The sequence below is a fragment of the Rhodoplanes sp. SY1 genome, assembly GCF_046000175.1.
Classification (GTDB): Bacteria; Pseudomonadota; Alphaproteobacteria; order Rhizobiales; family Xanthobacteraceae; genus Rhodoplanes.
In genome coordinates, this window is record NZ_JBEOMB010000011.1 from 59,013 (window position 1) to 76,074 (window position 17,062).

General features: G+C 70.3%; 12 protein-coding genes, 1 tRNA gene and 1 pseudogene. 6 read left to right on the plus strand and 8 right to left on the minus strand.

Annotation, left to right across the window (positions count from 1 at the left end; all coding sequences use genetic code 11):
• Positions 1-12 precede the first annotated feature (12 nt).
• From coxB to ABTU92_RS04330, 3 genes and pseudogenes are all read left to right on the plus strand, one after another.
• Positions 13-987, plus strand: coding sequence for a cytochrome c oxidase subunit II (gene coxB / locus ABTU92_RS04320; protein WP_408088008.1), 975 nt, complete (start codon positions 13-15; stop codon positions 985-987).
• Positions 984-3,582: pseudogene (ctaD, locus tag ABTU92_RS04325) on the plus strand (cytochrome c oxidase subunit I). Before coxB ends, ctaD begins: the two are co-directional and overlap by 4 nt.
• Before the next feature lie 2 nt (positions 3,583-3,584).
• Positions 3,585-3,938 (plus strand): hypothetical protein, encoded by a 354-nt coding sequence (locus ABTU92_RS04330; RefSeq protein ID WP_408088010.1) that lies wholly within the window; start codon positions 3,585-3,587, stop codon positions 3,936-3,938.
• 17 nt (positions 3,939-3,955) lie between these two features.
• Here the strand turns inward: ABTU92_RS04330 and ABTU92_RS04335 are convergent, their stop codons facing one another.
• Entirely contained in the window at positions 3,956-4,996 is a 1,041-nt protein-coding gene (locus ABTU92_RS04335; protein ID WP_408088012.1) for a sodium:calcium antiporter, read from the minus strand.
• Positions 4,997-5,258: 262 nt separating this feature from the next.
• On the opposite strand from ABTU92_RS04335, the gene ABTU92_RS04340 reads away from it, so the two are divergent.
• Positions 5,259-6,527: a c-type cytochrome gene (locus ABTU92_RS04340; RefSeq protein WP_408088014.1), complete on the plus strand. Its 1,269-nt coding sequence runs from the start codon at positions 5,259-5,261 to the stop codon at positions 6,525-6,527.
• 119 nt (positions 6,528-6,646) lie between these two features.
• On the opposite strand, the gene ABTU92_RS04345 is transcribed toward ABTU92_RS04340, so the two are convergent.
• From ABTU92_RS04345 to ABTU92_RS04360, 4 genes are all read right to left on the minus strand, one after another.
• Positions 6,647-8,026 (minus strand): c-type cytochrome, encoded by a 1,380-nt coding sequence (locus ABTU92_RS04345; protein WP_408088016.1) that lies wholly within the window; start codon positions 8,024-8,026, stop codon positions 6,647-6,649.
• Between the two features lie 55 nt (positions 8,027-8,081).
• Complete coding sequence (locus ABTU92_RS04350; protein ID WP_408088018.1) at positions 8,082-8,639, minus strand: (2Fe-2S)-binding protein; 558 nt, start codon at positions 8,637-8,639, stop codon at positions 8,082-8,084.
• Positions 8,636-11,455, minus strand: a complete 2,820-nt coding sequence (locus tag ABTU92_RS04355; RefSeq protein WP_408088020.1) for a xanthine dehydrogenase family protein molybdopterin-binding subunit — start codon at positions 11,453-11,455, stop codon at positions 8,636-8,638. The genes ABTU92_RS04350 and ABTU92_RS04355 overlap by 4 nt, the downstream gene beginning before the upstream one ends.
• Before the next feature lie 393 nt (positions 11,456-11,848).
• Positions 11,849-11,923, minus strand: a tRNA-Gln gene (locus ABTU92_RS04360).
• Between the two features lie 260 nt (positions 11,924-12,183).
• Here ABTU92_RS04360 and ABTU92_RS04365 point away from each other — a divergent pair.
• Positions 12,184-13,113 carry a histone deacetylase family protein gene (locus ABTU92_RS04365; protein WP_408088022.1) on the plus strand — a complete coding sequence of 310 codons (930 nt, stop codon included), beginning with the start codon at positions 12,184-12,186 and terminating at the stop codon, positions 13,111-13,113.
• Positions 13,114-13,308: 195 nt separating this feature from the next.
• Positions 13,309-13,836 carry a hypothetical protein gene (locus ABTU92_RS04370; protein WP_408088024.1) on the plus strand — a complete coding sequence of 176 codons (528 nt, stop codon included), beginning with the start codon at positions 13,309-13,311 and terminating at the stop codon, positions 13,834-13,836.
• Positions 13,837-13,989: 153 nt separating this feature from the next.
• Here ABTU92_RS04370 and ABTU92_RS04375 read toward each other — a convergent pair whose 3' ends face one another.
• The 3 genes from ABTU92_RS04375 to ABTU92_RS04385 form a co-directional block, all read right to left on the minus strand.
• Positions 13,990-14,970, minus strand: coding sequence for a 2-hydroxyacid dehydrogenase (locus ABTU92_RS04375; protein WP_408088026.1), 981 nt, complete (start codon positions 14,968-14,970; stop codon positions 13,990-13,992).
• A gap of 134 nt (positions 14,971-15,104) precedes the next feature.
• The gene (locus tag ABTU92_RS04380) at positions 15,105-15,521 is read right to left on the minus strand and encodes a GlcG/HbpS family heme-binding protein (RefSeq protein WP_408088028.1); all 417 of its coding nucleotides are present in this window, start codon (positions 15,519-15,521) and stop codon (positions 15,105-15,107) included.
• A gap of 27 nt (positions 15,522-15,548) precedes the next feature.
• Positions 15,549-16,559: a 2-keto-3-deoxygluconate permease gene (locus tag ABTU92_RS04385; protein ID WP_408088030.1), complete on the minus strand. Its 1,011-nt coding sequence runs from the start codon at positions 16,557-16,559 to the stop codon at positions 15,549-15,551.
• Positions 16,560-17,062 lie beyond the last annotated feature (503 nt).

The window sequence follows — 17,062 nt, forward strand, 5'->3', positions numbered from 1 at the left end:
CCCCGAGCACCGATGCCGCAGTCCTCGATCCTCGACGATCTCGTTTCCGGCGTGCAGTCGGCGCTGGCCCCGGCCGGCCCACATGCCGGTGGGGTCGCGACGCTCTCGTGGATCATGTTCGTCGCGGCGGGGATCATCTTCGTCGTCGTGATGGCGCTCCTCGCCGCCGCGATCCTCTTGCCGCCGGAGCGACGGCGCTGGCTCGCCGGCCGTCGCGTCGTGATCGCCGGCGGCATCGTCTTCCCGGTCGTCGTCCTCTCCGCCCTGCTGGTCTACGGGCTCGCGCTGGCGGCGACGCTGAGCCGGCCGGACACGTCCGACACGCTGCGCATCCAGGTCGTCGGCGAGCAGTTCTGGTGGCGGGTCCGCTACGAGCCCGACGCGACGCGCGCGAGCTCCGAGGAGTTCGTCACGGCGAACGAGATCCACGTCCCGACCGGCCGGCCGATCCGCTTCGTCCTCACCACGCGCGACGTGATCCACAGCTTCTGGATCCCGAGCCTGGCCGGCAAGCTCGACATGATCCCGGGCCAGACCAACAGCCTCGTCGTCTCGGCCGAGCGGCCGGGCGTGTATCGCGGCCAGTGCGCCGAGTTCTGCGGCGGCGCCCACGCGCTGATGGCCTTCGAGGTGGTGGCGCACGCGCCCGACGCCTTCGACGCGTGGCGGGCTGGCCAGGCGCGTCCGGCGGCGGAGCCCGCGACCCCGTTTCTGGCGCGCGGACGGGATCTCTTCCTCGCCGCCGGCTGCGGCGCCTGCCACACGGTGCGGGGCACGGCGGCGGCCGGCACCATCGGCCCCGATCTGACGCATGTGGGGGGCCGGCGCACGATCGCGGCCGGCACGTTCCCCAACAACCAGGGCACGCTGGCCGGCTGGATCGCCGACAGCCAGCACCTGAAGCCGTCGAACAAGATGCCGTCCTTCACGGTGTTCGAGGGCGAGGAGCTGCGCGCCGTCGCGGCCTGGCTGGAGAGCCTGAAATGACGATCGCGCCGCCGCGAGACGAACCGCAAGCCACGCCGGCCGCCCCGACGGACGCGGCGCTCGCCGCCGCGCTGCCGAACCCGGCGCCGCGGCCGGAGGACGAGCTCGCGGAGCTGAAGCGCGTCTGGCGCGCCCCCACCGGGCTCGGTTTCATCACGGTCGTCAACAACACCTATGTGGGCCTGTTCTACGTCGGCACCGCCTTCCTGTTCTTCATCCTGGCCGGCATCCTGGCCCTGATCATGCGCACCCAGCTCGCGGTGCCGCAGGCCGACATCGTCAGCCAGGGGCTCTACAACCAGCTCTTCACGATGCACGGCACGCTGATGATGTTCCTGTTCGCCGTGCCGGCCGTGGAGGCGATGGGCGTCTACCTCCTCCCCAACATGCAGGCGGCGCGACCTGCCGTTCCCGCGGCTCTCGGCCTATGCGTTCTGGGCCTACTTCTTCGGCGGTCTCGCCTTCTTCTGCAGCCTGTTCTTCCAGGTCGCGCCCGACACAGGCTGGTTCATGTATCCGCCGCTCACCGGCACCGCCTACTCGCCGGGCATCAACGCGGACTTCTGGCTGCTTGGCATCGGCTTCATCGAGATCTCGGCCATCGCCGGGGCGATCGAGATCATCGTCGGCGTGCTGAAGACGCGCGCCCCCGGCATGAGTCTCGACAAGCTGCCCGTCTACGCCTGGGCCATGCTCGTCTTCGCCGCCATGATCGTGTTCGCGTTCCCGGCCGTCATCCTGTGCACGCTGCTCCTGGAGATCGAGCGCGCCTTCGGCTGGCCGTTCTTCGTCGCCGAGAAGGGCGGCAGCGCGATGCTGTGGCAGCATCTGTTCTGGTTCTTCGGCCACCCCGAGGTCTACATCATCTTCCTGCCCGCCGCCGGCATGGTCTCGATGATGATCCCGACCGTCGCCCAGACGCCGCTGGTCGGCTATCGGCTGGTCGTTCTCGCCATCGTGGCGACCGGCTTCTTCTCGTTCGGGCTGTGGGTGCACCACATGTTCACGACCGGGATCCCGCAGCTCGGCTCGAGCTTCTTCTCGGCCGCCAGCATGGCGGTCGCGGTGCCGAGCGGCATCCAGGTGTTCGCCTGGATCGCCACCATCGCGCGCGGCCGGGTCGAGCTCACCACCCCGGCCCTGTTCATCCTCGGCTTCCTGTTCATCTTCACGCTGGGCGGCCTCACCGGCGTGATGGTCGCCATGGTGCCGTTCGACTGGCAGGTGCACGACACCTATTTCGTCGTCGCCCATTTCCACTACGTGCTGATCGGCGGCATGGTGTTCCCGCTGTTCGCCGCCTTCTACTACTGGGCCCCGCATGCGAGCCGGCGGCCGCTCTCCGAGCGGCTCGGGCGGTGGGTGTTCGGGCTGATGTTCGTCGGCATGAACGTGACGTTCTTCCCGATGCACATCACCGGCCTGATCGGCATGCCGCGCCGCGTCTACACCTATCCGACCGGGCTCGGCTGGGACTGGCTCAACATGACATCGACGATCGGCGCCTTCATGATCGCGGCCGGCGTCGCGCTGTTCCTGTTCGATCTGATCCGCCGCTTCCGCATCAGCGAGGAGAACGCCGGCAATGTCTGGAACGCCGGCACGCTCGAATGGCTGCCGAACAGCGACTACGCGACCCGCAGCATCCCGCGGGTGACGAGCCGCGAGCCGCTGTGGGACCAGCCGAACCTCGCCGCCGAGGTCGAGGCCGGCCGCTGGTATCTGCCGAACGCGCCGACCGGCGGGCGCGAGACGATCGTCACCAGCCCGATCACGGCCGAGCCGCAGTATCTCGTGCAGATGCCGGGGCCGAGCTGGCCCACCGTGCTGGCCGCCTTCTTCACCGCCGCCTTCTTCATCCTGCTCACCGTCAAGCTGGTCGTCCCGGCGGTCGCCTGCGGCATCGTCGCGGTCGTCATGGTGATCTGGTGGCTGTGGGACACGGATCCGGGCCCCAGTCACCCGCCCGTCGACATCGGCGGCGGCATCACGCTGCCCGTCTACGTGACCGGCCCGGTCAGCCACTCCTGGTGGGCCATGGTCGTGCTGCTGCTGGTCGCCGGCACGCTCTACGCCTGCCTGCTGTTCGCCTACGTGTTCCTGTGGACGGTCAGCCCCGACGTCTGGCCGACGCCCGACCGGCTGCCCGCCCTGCCCTGGCCGCTGCTGCCGGCCGGCCTCTACGGGGCGAGCAGCCTCGCGATCCTGTTGGCGAGCCGGTCGCTGGCGCGGGTGCCGTCCGGGCGCGCCCAGGACGGTCCCGCCTGGCCGATGCGGCTCGCGTTGCTCGTGGCGATTCCGCTCTTCGTCGGCGCCGTGTGGAGCGACCTCGCCGCGCAGCTCGCGGCCGGCCTGCGGCCGACCGAGAGCGCCTACGGCGCCGTCGTCTACATGATCGGATCGCTGCAGGGCTTCTACGCGGCCGTGCTGGCCCTGATGGCGCTCTACACGGTCGCCCGCTCGCTCGCCGGCAAGCTCGACGGGGTGCGTCGCGCCACCTTCGACAACACCATGCTGCTGTGGCAATTCGCCGTCGTCCAGGGATTGGTCGGCGTCGCCCTCACGGCCCTCTTCCCATGCCTCGTCGGAGGCTGAGCATGCGGGAGCGCTTCCTCGGCAAGATGCTGTTCCTCAATGCCGGGCTGCTCCTGTGGGCGGCGCATTTCGGCTTCGTCTACGGTCTCACGGGCTTCGTCTGCGCCCGCGGGCTCGGCACCGCATGGACGGCGGCGCTGCCCTTCGTCGTCGCCTTCGCGACCGTGATCGCCGCCGGCCTGTGCCTCGTCGTGCTGTTCATGGTGCTGATCGGCCGCGGCCCCGGCATTGCCGGCGAGCCGGAGGGAGCGCTGCGCGTGTTCTGGCGGTCGGTGTCGGGCGGCATCGCCGCGTTCGGCTTCGTGGCCGTCGTGTGGACCGGGATCCCGGTCCTGATGATCGACACCTGTGGCTGAACGAGGTGGTCGCATCGTCAGCCCTGCAGGAAGAACAGCAGCACCAGGCCGGCGACGAACACGATCACACCGGCGACGGCGTCGTAGCCCATGCGCAGGACGGTGCGGTCGGAGCGCTCGAGCAGCCCGACGAGGAAGATTCCGGTGAGCAGCAGGCCGAGCATCGCCGCCACCGCCTCGAACCGGCCGGCCTGAGCCAGCACCGAGCCGTCGCGATAGAACAGGTCGGCGACGAAGATCAATCCGATCGTCAGGATGTTGGTGCCGAACACGTCGCCGAGCGCCATTTCGTAGCGCTTGCGCCGCACCGCTGCCGTAATCGAGGAGACCTCCGGCAGCGACGTCGCGAAGGCGACCAGCACGAGACCGACGATGCCGGCACCGAGCCCGGTCGCCTGGGCGATCGCGTCGGCCGACTGCGACAGCACGAAGCCGGCGACCAGGATGACGACGGCCGCGACCGCCGCGCCGGCGACCAGGCGCTTCAGCGACGGACCGCCTTCGGTGCCCTCCTCCTCCCCCGTTTCGGTGCCGTTCGTCTCGGCACCGGTCGCGGTCCACGGCGACCGCTTCCGATAGCCGGCCGCCAGACGGAAGGCGCCGACGCAGACGACGAACAGCACGGCCGGCCACAGCCCCACGCCCCAGAGGTCGACGTCCCCGGTCAGCACGGCGACCGCGGTGAGGGCGAGGACGACGATGCAGAGCGCGCCTTGCAGGAGGGTGGTCGCGCTCGGCACGACCGAGGTGAGAGCCTTGCGGCCCATCACGGCGTCGGCGACCGCGATCAGCATCACGTTGAAGGCGACGCTGCCGAGCAGGTTGTTGGTGGCGAGCGCGGCGTTCCCGGTCGCGGCGGCCGTCGACACCGCGGCGATCTCGGGCAGCGAGGTCGCCCCGCCGAGCAGCAGCATGCCGACGAAGGCGCGATCCATGCCTGTCTTGCCGGCGATCTCGTCGAGCCGCTCGGTCATCCGCGTGCCGGCCCACCAGACGAAGGCCGCGGCGGCGGCGAAGAGCGCGAGATTGATCCACGGTCCGAGCCCGACGAACGACATCGAACGACGAGCCGCTAAGCGGGGATGGGTGCGGAGAGCGGCATCGTGTGGTCCTTTCATCCTGCCCGCCGCGCGCCCGGTCCGGCTCGCAGCGCAAAACGGCCGACCGGGCACTCGGGCTCCGCTGTCGAGCTAATCCTGCCCCGGCGGTTTTGGTTCTGCCCGAGCCGGACCGTTCGCCATGGGCGCGCCATCCGGCCGCCCGTTCGAACCGCGCGCCGCGCCGCACGTTCTATTCCGTCGGAGCCTCGGGAAAGGATCCATGGTGCGACCGCGTCTGGCGAGACTGCTCCGCACGAGCCTGATCCTCCTCGCCGTCGCCGCAGCGGGTGGCTTTCTGTTCGCCTGGTCGGGCCTCTACAATGTCGCGGCGAGCCGGAAACACTTCGCGGTGACGACGGAGCTGCTCGACTTCGTGTTGCGGAACTCGATCGAGACATGGTCGACCGGAATCGAGACGCCGCCGCTCGACGATCCGGCCCTCGCCGAGCGCGGCGCCGGACATTTCGCCGGCTTCTGTGCCCCCTGCCACGGCGCGCCCGGGCAACCGGCGAACGTCGTCGTCCGCCAGATGCTCCCGGCGCCGCCCGCCTATGACGAGGCGGTTCGACCGTGGAAGAACTCGGAGCTGTTTCGGGTGGTCAAGCACGGCCTGAAATACACCGGCATGCCGGCCTGGCCGGCGCAGGCGCGCGACGACGAGGTGTGGGCCATGGTGGCGTTCCTGCGCGGCCTGCCGGACATGACGGCCGCGCAGTATCGCGTCGCCACCGACGCGGCCGCGGCCGAGACCGCAGCCGAAACCGCAGCTGACGCCCCGGAGCAGCCGGGCGCCGCGACGCCGCCGCGCGCCGCGCAGGCGATCGCCGCGAGCGGGCTGACATCGACCAGCCCGGTGGCGTGCGCCCGCTGCCACGGTCCGAACGGCGAGGGCAGCCCCGCCGGCGGCGTTCCGCGGATCGCCGGACAGCGCCCGGCCTATCTGCTCGCGACGCTGCGCGACTACGCGCTCGGCGTGCGCCCGAGCGGCATCATGCAGCCGGTCGCCGCCCTGCTGTCGGACGAGCAGCTGCGGTCGCTCGCGGACTACTATGCGGGCCTGCCGGGGACAGCGCCGACGGCCGAGACCCGCGGACCGGAGCGCATCGCGGCGACCGCGATCACCAGCGGCGCGGTCCTTGGTAGCGCCGCGTCGACGGGCGACGATCTGCCCCGAAGCAGGCTGCTGCAAAAAGGCGCCGCGCTCGCCGCCACCGGCGATCCGAGCGCGGCGATCCCGGCCTGCGACTCCTGCCACGGCGAGGATGGCCGCGGCGAAGGCAAGCTGCCTCGCTACCCGGCTCTCGCGGGCCAGCACCGCGCCTATCTGGAGCAACAGCTCGCGTTGTGGCGCACGGGCGTCCGCGGCGGCAGCGCCAGCCGGATCATGCAGGCCGCGGCCCGCAACCTCTCCGACGCGCAGATCCGTGCCGTCGCGCTCCATTACGCGACGCGCGGCAACGCGCGCGTGCCTCCTGCCGTCCGACCGTGACTGTCGGCCAGCGGCACGCCGCACGAGCTCGGCGTGGGCTGTCGCTCGTCGTGGGCTGTCGCTCGTCGAACGCTAGAGGCGAACCACCCGCGACGCACAGGGCTGCCGAGCGCCCGCGCTCATTCGTCCGGCCGACGCTGGCCGTACCGGTCGACCAGCTCGGCGACACGCTGCGCCGTCACGTCGCCGGGGCGGCCGCCCCAGCGCAGGCGCAGATAGTTGACGAGCTGTGCCGTCTCTTCGTGGCTCAGCACGTCCGCGAAGGCCGGCATCGCCTGCATGCGCTCGCGGTTCGCGAGGCTGTGCTCCGGGACACCCTCGCGAATGATGCGGACGAGATTGAGCGGATTCTCGAGCATCGCGGTCGTGTTGGTGGCCATCGGCACCGAGGCGTGCGGCCGGCCCTCGCCGTCCGGGCCGTGACAGCCGGCGCACAGGCCCATGTAGAGGCGTCGCCCCGCGTGGTCGGCGGTCTCGGACGCCCGTTGTCCGGAGCGCGTGCTGGCGCCCGTGGTCTCGGCCGAAGCGGTCGCCGCGGCGGGCGCACCGCCATCGCGTGGTGCGACGTCACGACCGGCCGCCCCGCGCTCGTCCGCGCCGTCGAGCAGATAGGTCACCATGGCGGCGAGGTCGTCGTCGGTGAGATATTTGGTCGAGTGGTTCAACACCGGGAACATCCGGAACGTCATGGTGCCCTGCGGGGCGAGGCCGATTTTCAGGAACGAGGCGAGATCCCGCGGCGTCCATCCGCGGGCGACGAGACCGGCCGCCGTGATGTCGGGCGACTCCGCGTTCTCGATGATCTCGCCCTTCAGGTGCTGGTCGGACTTCTTGGCATAGGCGATGTTGCGCGGCGTGTGGCACTCGCCGCAATGGCCCAGGACGTCGACCAGATAACGTCCGCGGTGCCACGACTCCGACTTTCCGGAGATGTCGGGAAGCGTGCGGTCGTCCGGGCGGAACAGCAGGTTCCAGAAGGCCAGGGCCGGCCGGATGTTGAACGGAAATGCGAGGTCGTGCGCCCGGTCGGGCTTGTCGACGGCCGGCTGGTCCATCAGGAAGACCCACAGGGCATCGACGTCGGCCCGCGTCATGTAATGATAGGACATGTAGGGCATCGCGGGATAGAGCCGCGACCCGTCCGGATTGATGCCCCACACCAGCGCCCTGTAGAGATCGTCGGCCGACCATCCGCCGATCCCGTGCGTCGGCGACGGCGTGACGTTGGTGCCGTAGATGGTGCCGAACGGCGTCTCCATCGGCAGCCCGCCGGCGAACGAGAGCCCGTCCTCGGACTTGTGACAGGCGACGCAGTCGGCGGTCTGCGACACGTAGCGGCCGCGCGCCACCAGGTCGCGCCGCTCCTGGTCACCGAGCCGCGCGAAGTCGACCGTCGCGGGCGGAATCTCGCCGGGCCCGGTGAACACGGCATAGACGACGAACACCGCGATCAGAAGCGCCGCGAGCGATCCGAGCGCGATGATCGCGGCGCGCCTCATCGCCGCCCCGCCGTGATCGCCTGGGTTCGGAGCACCGCACGGGTTCGAAGCGTCGTCATCCCGCCCCCGCGTCGTCGCGCGTGAGGCCGGGCGAGGCCAGGATCACGTCCTTCACGGCGGTCAGATAGCGGACGTATCCGGTGCAGCGGCAGATCTGCGTGTTCATCGCCTCCAGCACGGTCGCCTCGACCTTTTCGCGCGGAATCGGCGCCCGTCTCAGGCGCTCGATCAGCACGGTCGCGGCATTGACGAAACCGGGCGTGCAGTAGCTGCACTGGAACGAGAAATGGTCGAGATACGCCTGCTGCACCTCCGACAGGCGTGTGACCTTGCCGTCGGCGTCGCGGGTGGCGTGGCCCTCGACGGTCCGCACCGACCGGCCGTCGAACCAGACGGCGCCGGTGATGCAGGCCGGCACGAGCCGGGACGCGCCGTCCTCACGGTCGACGATGATGGCGCAGGCGTTGCACACGCCCTGCCCGCAGCCGTAGCGGGTCCCGGTCAGGTTCAGATACTCTTGGAGGAACTCCAGCATCATCAGGTCGTCGGGAATGTCGACCGGGCCGACCGCCCGGCCGTTCACGGTGACGCGAATCGAAACGGTGGTCGTCACGACAGCGCCTCCTTGATGCGGTCCGGGCTGATCGGAAAGGCGTAGAAGCGGCGGCCGATGGCGTGATGGACGGCGTTCGCGATGGCCGGAACCACCGGGATCATCACCACTTCGGCGATGCCCTTGGGCGGATCGGTGGCCGACAGCGGCGGCAGCACGGTGCCGTGCTGGCTCCACACCGCGACGTCCGCGGCCCGCGGCAGCTTGTAGCGGTTGAAGTTCCAGGTGCCGTTGCCGGGCCCGTCCTCGTAGAGCGGCAGATCCTCGAACAGCGCGTGGCCGATGCCCATCGCCAGCCCGCCCTGGAGCTGGCCGGACACCAGCTCCGGCACGATCTGGGTGCCGCATTCCATCCACGACTTGTGCGACAGGAGCCGCACCTCGCCGCTGCCGCTGTTGACCGACAGCTCGACCAGCGTGGCGATGGGAGCGTAGTAGACGACCCCGGCATTGTTGCGCTGGACCGGCGGATACGCGACGGTCCGGCGGGGCTGGAACGCGTAGTCCCCGTCGGTCATCAGGGCGCGCCGGTCGGGCGTGGCGCCGTCTCCCCATTTCACCGACAGGGCGTCTATGGGCGCGGTGAAGCGCCGACCATCGACCTCGAACGCGGCCTCGGTCCAGGCCCAGCGATTGAACGTGTGCACGGTCACCCCGGTCACCAAGCCGCGGGCGTGGGCGCGCGCGGCGAGCCGCTCCAGCGAGAGGGGCGCCAGCGCCCCTGCGACGAGCAGGCCGTCGCGCCACTCGGCCTCGTCGCGGCGCACCACCAGCGGGGCCGCCTGGCCGCCGCCGATGCCCTCGCTCCACAGCGAAAGCGCCGCCTCCCAGAGACCGAGCTCGAACACCAGCCGAGCCGCCTCGCGGGTCGCGTGCGAGAGATAGTAGGCGGAGTTGGAGGCGCTGCGCGGCGAGGTGATGCGGGGCACCCAATGCGGGTCCTGCGCGCGGCGCTCCTGCTCCTCCTGGGTCATGGTGTAGGGCTCGTTGTTCGAGACGAGCGGCAGGCTCGGCCAGTCGACGACGGCGAACTCCGCGTCGTCGGCCGCCCGCCCGAGCCAGCGGGCCGGCACCACCATCTGGGCCGTGGTGGCGCCGCAGCCGATCTCGGAGACGACGTGGCGCAACAGGATGCGGCCCCCGGCATCGATCTCGATCTGGGCGATCGCCGCCTCGGCGCCGGTGCCGTAGTCCTTGTGGACGGCCGCGAAGCCGACGCCGTAGAGGTGGCCGGGATGCCGGGCCTCGAAGTCGGTCTTGCGGGCGGCGCGCTCGCGCCACAGCGGATCGGCGGCCGCGGCGTCGAGCAGCTCGCCGGCGCGCAGCGTCCCGGCCGGCACGGCCCCTTGCGTGTTCTTCATGCCGGTGCGCAGCAGGTTGCGGCGGCGCAGCGCGATGGCGTCGATGCCGAGCTCCTCCGCGATCTCGTCGACCAGCATCTCGGTCGTCGACATCGACTGCAGCGTGCCGTAGCCGCGCATGGAGCCGGCCGTCGGGGCGCGCGACGCCTCGACCACGACGGAGAGATCGCTCTTCGGGAAATAGTAGATCGACTGCAGCGCCGTGGCCGAGACCTGGCCGACCGACGGGCTGAAGTTCTGGCGGCCGCCGCCGTCGCCGACCAGCTCGGCGGCGAGCGAGCGGAACACGCCGGTCTCGGCGTCGACCGCGACCGTCGTCTCGATGTCGAACGGGTGGCGCTTCAGCGCAGTCTGAAAATGCTCCCAGCGGTCGAGCGCCAGCCGCACCGGCCGGCCGTCGCCGTAGAGCGCCGCCACGGCGACGTAGTACGGGAAGGAGTGATGCTCCTTCTGGCCGTAGCCGACCGTGTAGCCGGCGTGGAACGACACGCTCGACAGGGCGAAGCGGCTCTTGCGCACCATGTCGACGATATGGTCGACATTGGTGTAGGGCGACTGCGTCCCGGTGACGACGTGCAGCCGGTTCGCGGCGGTGTCGTACCAGGCATTGCCGTTGTCGGTCTCGAGCGCGGCGGGGTCGACATACTGCGAGCGGAAGCGGCGCCGGAACACGCGCCATCCCGTCGGCGGGTTCGCGAGCTCGTCGCGAATGCGTGCTGCATGATGCATCGCGAGCGGCCCGGAGTCGCCGTCCTCCTGCGCCTCCGGCCACGACACCGAACGGTTCTTCACCGACGCGAACACGGTCGCGTTCTTCATCGGCGAGAAGACGTCGGGGGCGTCCGGCGTCTCGCCGCCCACCCGGACGTAGCGGGCGCCGCCGTAGGGGTCGCGCGGCACGAAGCCGGTCTCGGCGCCGTAACGGATGGCGTTCTGGTTGAACTGGAGCCGCCGCTTGGCGAGACGGAACCTCCCGTACTGATGATAGATCAGAAGCGCGACCGGCTGGCCGAGGAACACCGGCGTGTGGCCCGCCTCCAGCAGCAGGTCGCCGTAGAAGTCGCGCTCCGGCATGGCGACCCCGTCACGGCCGAGCACGTCGGCCGTGACGGTCACGTCGGGCTGCAGCGCGTCGCCGAGCACCGAGAGATCGAGGCCCTCGAACACGCGATCGGCACGCGCCGCGCGCAGCAGCAGCCCGTGCGACTGCTCGTCCGGCCAGCCCGGCATGTCACGCGCCCGGATGTCGATCGCGAAGGTCTTGTCGCCGACGACCTTGGGAATGCCGTCGCGCCGAAAGCGCACCTTGCCGGCGCCGTCGATCCAGTCGGGCGGCTGGGCGATCACCTCGCCCTGGAGCGCGAGAACGCGGCCGAGCGGAACGACCGAAACCGCGACACCGGCCGCGGCCGCGGCGCGAAGGACGTCCCGGCGGGACAGATCTCGAGGTCGCATTCGGTGCCGCGCCGATACTTGCTGTTTCCCGTCCCCGACTCCGAGGGGGAACGTCGTGCGACATGCGCCGTTCCGGCGTCCGACCCGTTGGTCGCGACGCAACCGTACAAACTCTCCACACGACCCTGAATGCGGCCGGGCTCGCGGCCGACCGGGTCGAGCGCCTGCAGGACGTCGGTGCCTCGCAGATCATGCGGATGTCGACCGGCCATGCTCAGGCGAGACTTGCAGGACCGCAGCCGCTCCGCCAGCCGCCAGCGGTCGCTCGCGCTCGCGACTGGCGGAGGCGGCGTGAGCGTCCGGGCTTCGATCCGGCCATGGGGCTCGCGCGAAGTCGTCGCCCGGCGGGCGCCAGACAGAAAACACGATCCGAAGCAGAGACTTAAGGATGCCTGGCTGGGGCGCCTGGATTCGAACCAGGGAATGGCGGAATCAAAATCCGCTGCCTTACCACTTGGCTACGCCCCAAGGCGGCGGCCTTTCGCGGGCGCGACCATACTGACCCGCCCCGCTCGGATCAACAGAGCGGTTCCACGGCCGCCGGAATTTCGCGACCCGGGCCGGCGCAATGTCCGACCCGCCGCACGGCCGCGCGGCGTCCGGCGGCCGCTGCGTCACTCATCCTTCCGTGCGGCGCGGCCGGCCGGCACGCGCCGGCCGCGAAGATTCTTTTGACACCAGGGCACCGACGACGCGATATGGTTGAAATTCCATTGCCGATGCATCCGATGACGACCCTGTACATCACCCATCCGGCCGCCCTCGACCACATCCCGCCGCTCGGACATCCCGAGCGGCCCGACCGTATCCGCGTGGTCGACCGCGTGCTCGAGCAGGAGGCGTTCCAGTCGCTCGCCCGCGACCAGGCGCCGGTCTGCGCGATCGACCGCATCGCCCTGTGCCACACCCAGGACTACATCGACGCGATCCGCGAGGCGGCGCCGACCGAGGGCATGGTCCAGCTCGACTCCGACACCTCGATGTCGCCCGGCACCTACGAGGCGGCGCTGCGCGCCGTCGGCGGCGCCGTGCTGGCCGTCGACGAGGTGATGACGGGCCGGGTCGCCAACGCCTTCTGCGCGATGCGGCCCCCCGGCCACCACGCCGAGATCACCCAGCCGATGGGGTTCTGCTTCTTCAACAACGCGGCGATCGCGGCACGCCACGCCCGCGACCGGCACGGCGCCGAGCGGGTGGCCGTCATCGACTTCGACGTCCATCACGGCAACGGCACCCAGGACATCCTGTGGGCCGACCGCAACGTGATGTACTGCTCGACCCACGAGATGCCGCTCTATCCCGGGACCGGAGCCGCCTCCGAGCGCGGCGAGCACGGCACCATCGTCAACGCGCCGTTGCGGGCCGGCGACGGCGGCGACGAGTTCCAGGAGGCGTTCGAGAGCTTGATCATCCCGCGCCTGCTCGACTTCCGGCCCGACCTCGTGGTGCTCTCCGCCGGCTTCGACGCCCACATGCGCGACCCGCTCGCCAACATCAACCTGCTGGAGCCCGACTACACCTGGGTGACCAAGCGGATGATGGACGTCGCCGACACCTGCTGCGGCGGCCGGCTCGTCTCGCTCCTGGAAGGCGGCTACGACCTCCAGGGGCTCGCCCGCTCGGTCGCCGTGCATGTCACGGCGCTGATGCGCGGCTGAGTGGTGCCGGCGCACGGCCGGCCATCGCGCCGCGCCGGCCGACACGGACGCCGATGCGGACTACCGCAAATTCGACGCAAGTGTCCGGCAGGCGAGAGGCGGGACGATCATCGTCGGGGCGAGGGCGTGGCGGCGAGAGTGACGAGACACGGCGGACCGGGCGCCGGTCGATCAGCCGTATCGACAGCATCGGCCGTGCAGATCGCGCCGCGGCGGCTCGGCGGCCACTCGGGCAACCACTCGGGCAACCACTCGCGCAACCACTCGGGCGGCCGCGCGCCGGGTCGCGCGGGTCTGCTCGCCGTCGCGCTCTCCGCCGTGGCGATCGGGCTCGGCGGCTGCAGCCTGAGCGGCCCGTTCTTCGACGACTCCTACGAGAAGGCCAGGGTGCTGTCGCCCGAGCCGGTGCCGGCCTATCGCAAGGTCGTCGCCGAGGCGATGAAAGAGCTGAAGACGCCGATCGACGCGGCCGGCCTCGGCATCGCGGAGCCGCGCTGGATCGAGCGCATCGGCGGGCCAGCCTGGATCGTCTGCCTGCGCTCGGACCCCAAGGCCGAGCACGCCGTCTACTACGCCTTCTTCATCCTGAAGGAGAAGGTGATCGACTGGCGCACCGCGATCGGCACCGACCGCTGCGTGCATCAGGACTTCGTGTCGTTCGACGTCGCCGCGGTCCCGCTCGACAAGCCGACGGCCGAGCCTGCCTCGGCGCGAGCCCGGTGAGCGTCGCGGGCATCGATTTCGACTGATGAACGACCGAGCTCCGCTCATTCCCGCGGATGCGGGGATCCAGGGGCCGCGTACCGTGTCGCCCCGGCGGTTCCCGCCTTCGCGGGGACGAGCGGAAGTCGGGTTCGCGTCACACCCGCAGGCGCCCTAGCTCTTCAGCACCGCGGGATTGACGCAGGTGTCGGGGGCTTCGCCCGACAGCACCTTGACGATGTTGCCGACCGCGATGCGACCCATGTTCATCCGCGTCTCCGGCGTCGCCGAGGCGATGTGCGGCGCGAGGATCACGTTGTCGAGGTCGAGCAACGCGGGCTCGACCGCGGGCTCGTTCTCGAACACGTCGAGGGCCGCGCCCCAGATCACCTTGTCCTTCAGGGCGCGCGCCAGCGCCTTCTCGTCGACCACCGGGCCGCGCGCCGCGTTGATCAGCACCGCGGTCGGCTTCATGGCGGCGAGCTCCTTCTCGCCGATCCAGTGGCGGGTCTCCGGCAGCAGCGGCACGTGCAGCGTCACGTAGTCGGATTCGGCCAGCAGGGTCGCCTTGTCGACGAAGCGCGCCCCGACGCTCTTCTCGAAATCCGGATCGGGCTTCACGTCGGTGTAGAGGATTTTCATGCCGAAGGCGGTCGCCTTGCGGGCGACGTTCTTGCCGATGCGGCCGGCGCCGGCGAGACCGAGCGTCCTGCCGTCGACGTCCAGCCCCATGAAGAACAGCGGCGCCCAGCTGCCCCACTTGCCGGCACGCACGAACTTGTCGGCCTCGACGATTCTGCGCGCCATCGAGAGCATCAGCGTGATGGTGTGGGTCGCGGTGGCGTCGTCGAGAACGCCCGGCGTGTTGGTCAGGATGACGCCGCGCTGCGTCGCCGCGGCGACGTCGAAATTGTTGTAGCCGACCGCGAAGTTCGCGACGATCTTGCACTGCGGCCCGGCGGCGTCCAGCACCTCGCCGTCGATCGTGTCGGTCAGCATCGACAGCACGGCGTCCTTGCCGGCGACCTTCTGCTTCAGCTCGTCCTTGGTGTAGGCGCGGTCGTCCGGGTTGATCTCGACGTCGAAGTGCTCGCGCAGGCGATCGATGTTCTCCTGCTGGATCATGCGGGTGACGAGAACTTTCGGCTTGGACATGGAGGGTTCGGTCCTTGGCTCGTTGGACATTGGTGGGCGCCGCGGCGCCGGACCGGCGCCGTGCACCGGCGCCGAGCGGGCGGGCCCCGGCCGGGGTCCGCCCGAAGGTTTTCATATGATCTCGCTGCGACGCCTCAGAGCGCGTCGCGACCGACGAGATCGGCGAGGCCGTGGACGATCGCCTGATCCTCCTCCGACTTCAAGCCGCTGACCCCGACGCCGCCGATCACGGCGCCGTCGCCGCTCTTGAGCACGGCGCCGCCGGGCAGCGACGTGATCTTCTCGTCGCAGAAGTCGCGGGCCGTCACCTGTTCGCGATGCAGCCGCTCCAGGAAGGCGTCGGTGTGCACGCCGAGGCGCGCCGCCGAGTAGGCCTTGCCGATGGCGATCTGGATCGAGCGCAGCGGCGCCCCGTCCATCCGCGAGAAGCCGACGAGATGGCCGGTCCCGTCGACGACGGCGACGCAGATCGGTCGCTCGTAGTCGGCGACCGCCTGGCCGATCGCCCGGGCGATCAGCGTGTCGGCGGCGGCGCGGTCGATGTTGTTCATGATGGCACTCCGGCTTTCTGGTTCGGGTCACTCGGCCGGCGCCGCACCGGCGGGCGCCGGCGTCGCGGCGGGAGCCGCACCGGGCGTCGCCGTCCGGCCGGCGGCGGCGCGCTGCTTCTGCACCCGGTTGTACATCCACGAGGTGAGGATCGGAGTCAAAACCGCGGTGACGATCACCGAGGCGGCGACCTGGATGGTGGCGATCGGAGCGATCGCCGCATAGGTCGGATCCGCCATGGCGACCGCCTTCGGCACCGCCGCGGAGTTGCCCGCCGTGCTCGACGCCGCCGCGCCCGCGATGCCCGAGCCGCCGAGCAGCTTGTCGGCCGCGATGCAGCACAGGCCGGTGATCACCAGCGTCATGAGGCCGAGCACGACGCCGAGCAGCCCGCCGTTGACGACGTTCATCAGGTTGATGTTCTGCCCGAGCGTGAAGGCCATGAAGGGCACGATGATCGGCTCGTGCGAGCCGAAGAACTCGCGCAGATCCTCGTCCAGATTGGCCAGGATGGCGCCGGCCATGATCGGCGCGATCACCGACACCATGGTCATCCAGGGGATGTTGGCGAGGCCGGCGCCGACCAGGATGATCATGGTCAGGAACGGGCCGGTCTCGATGCTCTGCGGCACGTAGGTCCCGGCGTCCTCCTTGTCGCCCATGGCGCTGGTGAGCGCCAGGAACATGCCGCCGTTGGTGTCGCTCATCGCGACGAGCAGCGCGAGCGTCGACAGGCCGAACAGGTCGCCGCCGAGGAAATAGGCGACCGACAGCGCGATCGTGGTGGCGATGCCGACCTTGGCGACCAGGATGCCGAAGCCGCGCTTGAGCATGCGCGGCGCGGTCCTCAGCGTCATCTTGGTGCCGGCCGTGAACAGGAACATGCCGAGGACGGTGGGATAGCCGACGCCGCTGAGCGCCTCGGTGAAGCCGCCGATCTTCAGGAGATTCGGCGTGAACGTGTTGATCGCCATGCCGAGGAACAGCGGCACGACCATCAGTCCCCCCGGGACCTTGTTGATGGCTTTCAGAATCTTCATGACCAGCTCCGAGACGATGTCGCGATGGGCCGGGACGGCGGACGTCGCCCGGCGGCACGGGGGTCGTCGGATCACGCGCAGGCGCAAGCGGCGCGCCGCGACGGGCGGCGCGTTCGACGAGCTGATGATTTGATTCGACGAGGAGGCGGCGGCGGGGGCGTGCTCGCCCGCCTCGAGTGCCCTTCATTCGTGATCCGGCGGAACGCTACGCCGGCCGATGCGGCATGAATATCCGTAAGTATGACCGTTTCGGTATGGCGGACCCGCCCGAACGAGCGGCGCTCCTCGCTGTTCTACTGATTAGCAAATCGTGATTTTGGCGCTCTCGGGCGCCGGCGCGTGAGAGATCGCGCATCTCCGTCCACCAGCGCGTGCGGCCGGCGGAGCCAGGCTCATTTTCGAGGTCGCTCGTGAGTCTGCAAATGGGCCATGGGCGAGACGAGCCGGCGCGTCCGGGTCGAATCGAATGCGGGCGACTCCGACATGCAGAGCCGCCCGCGTTC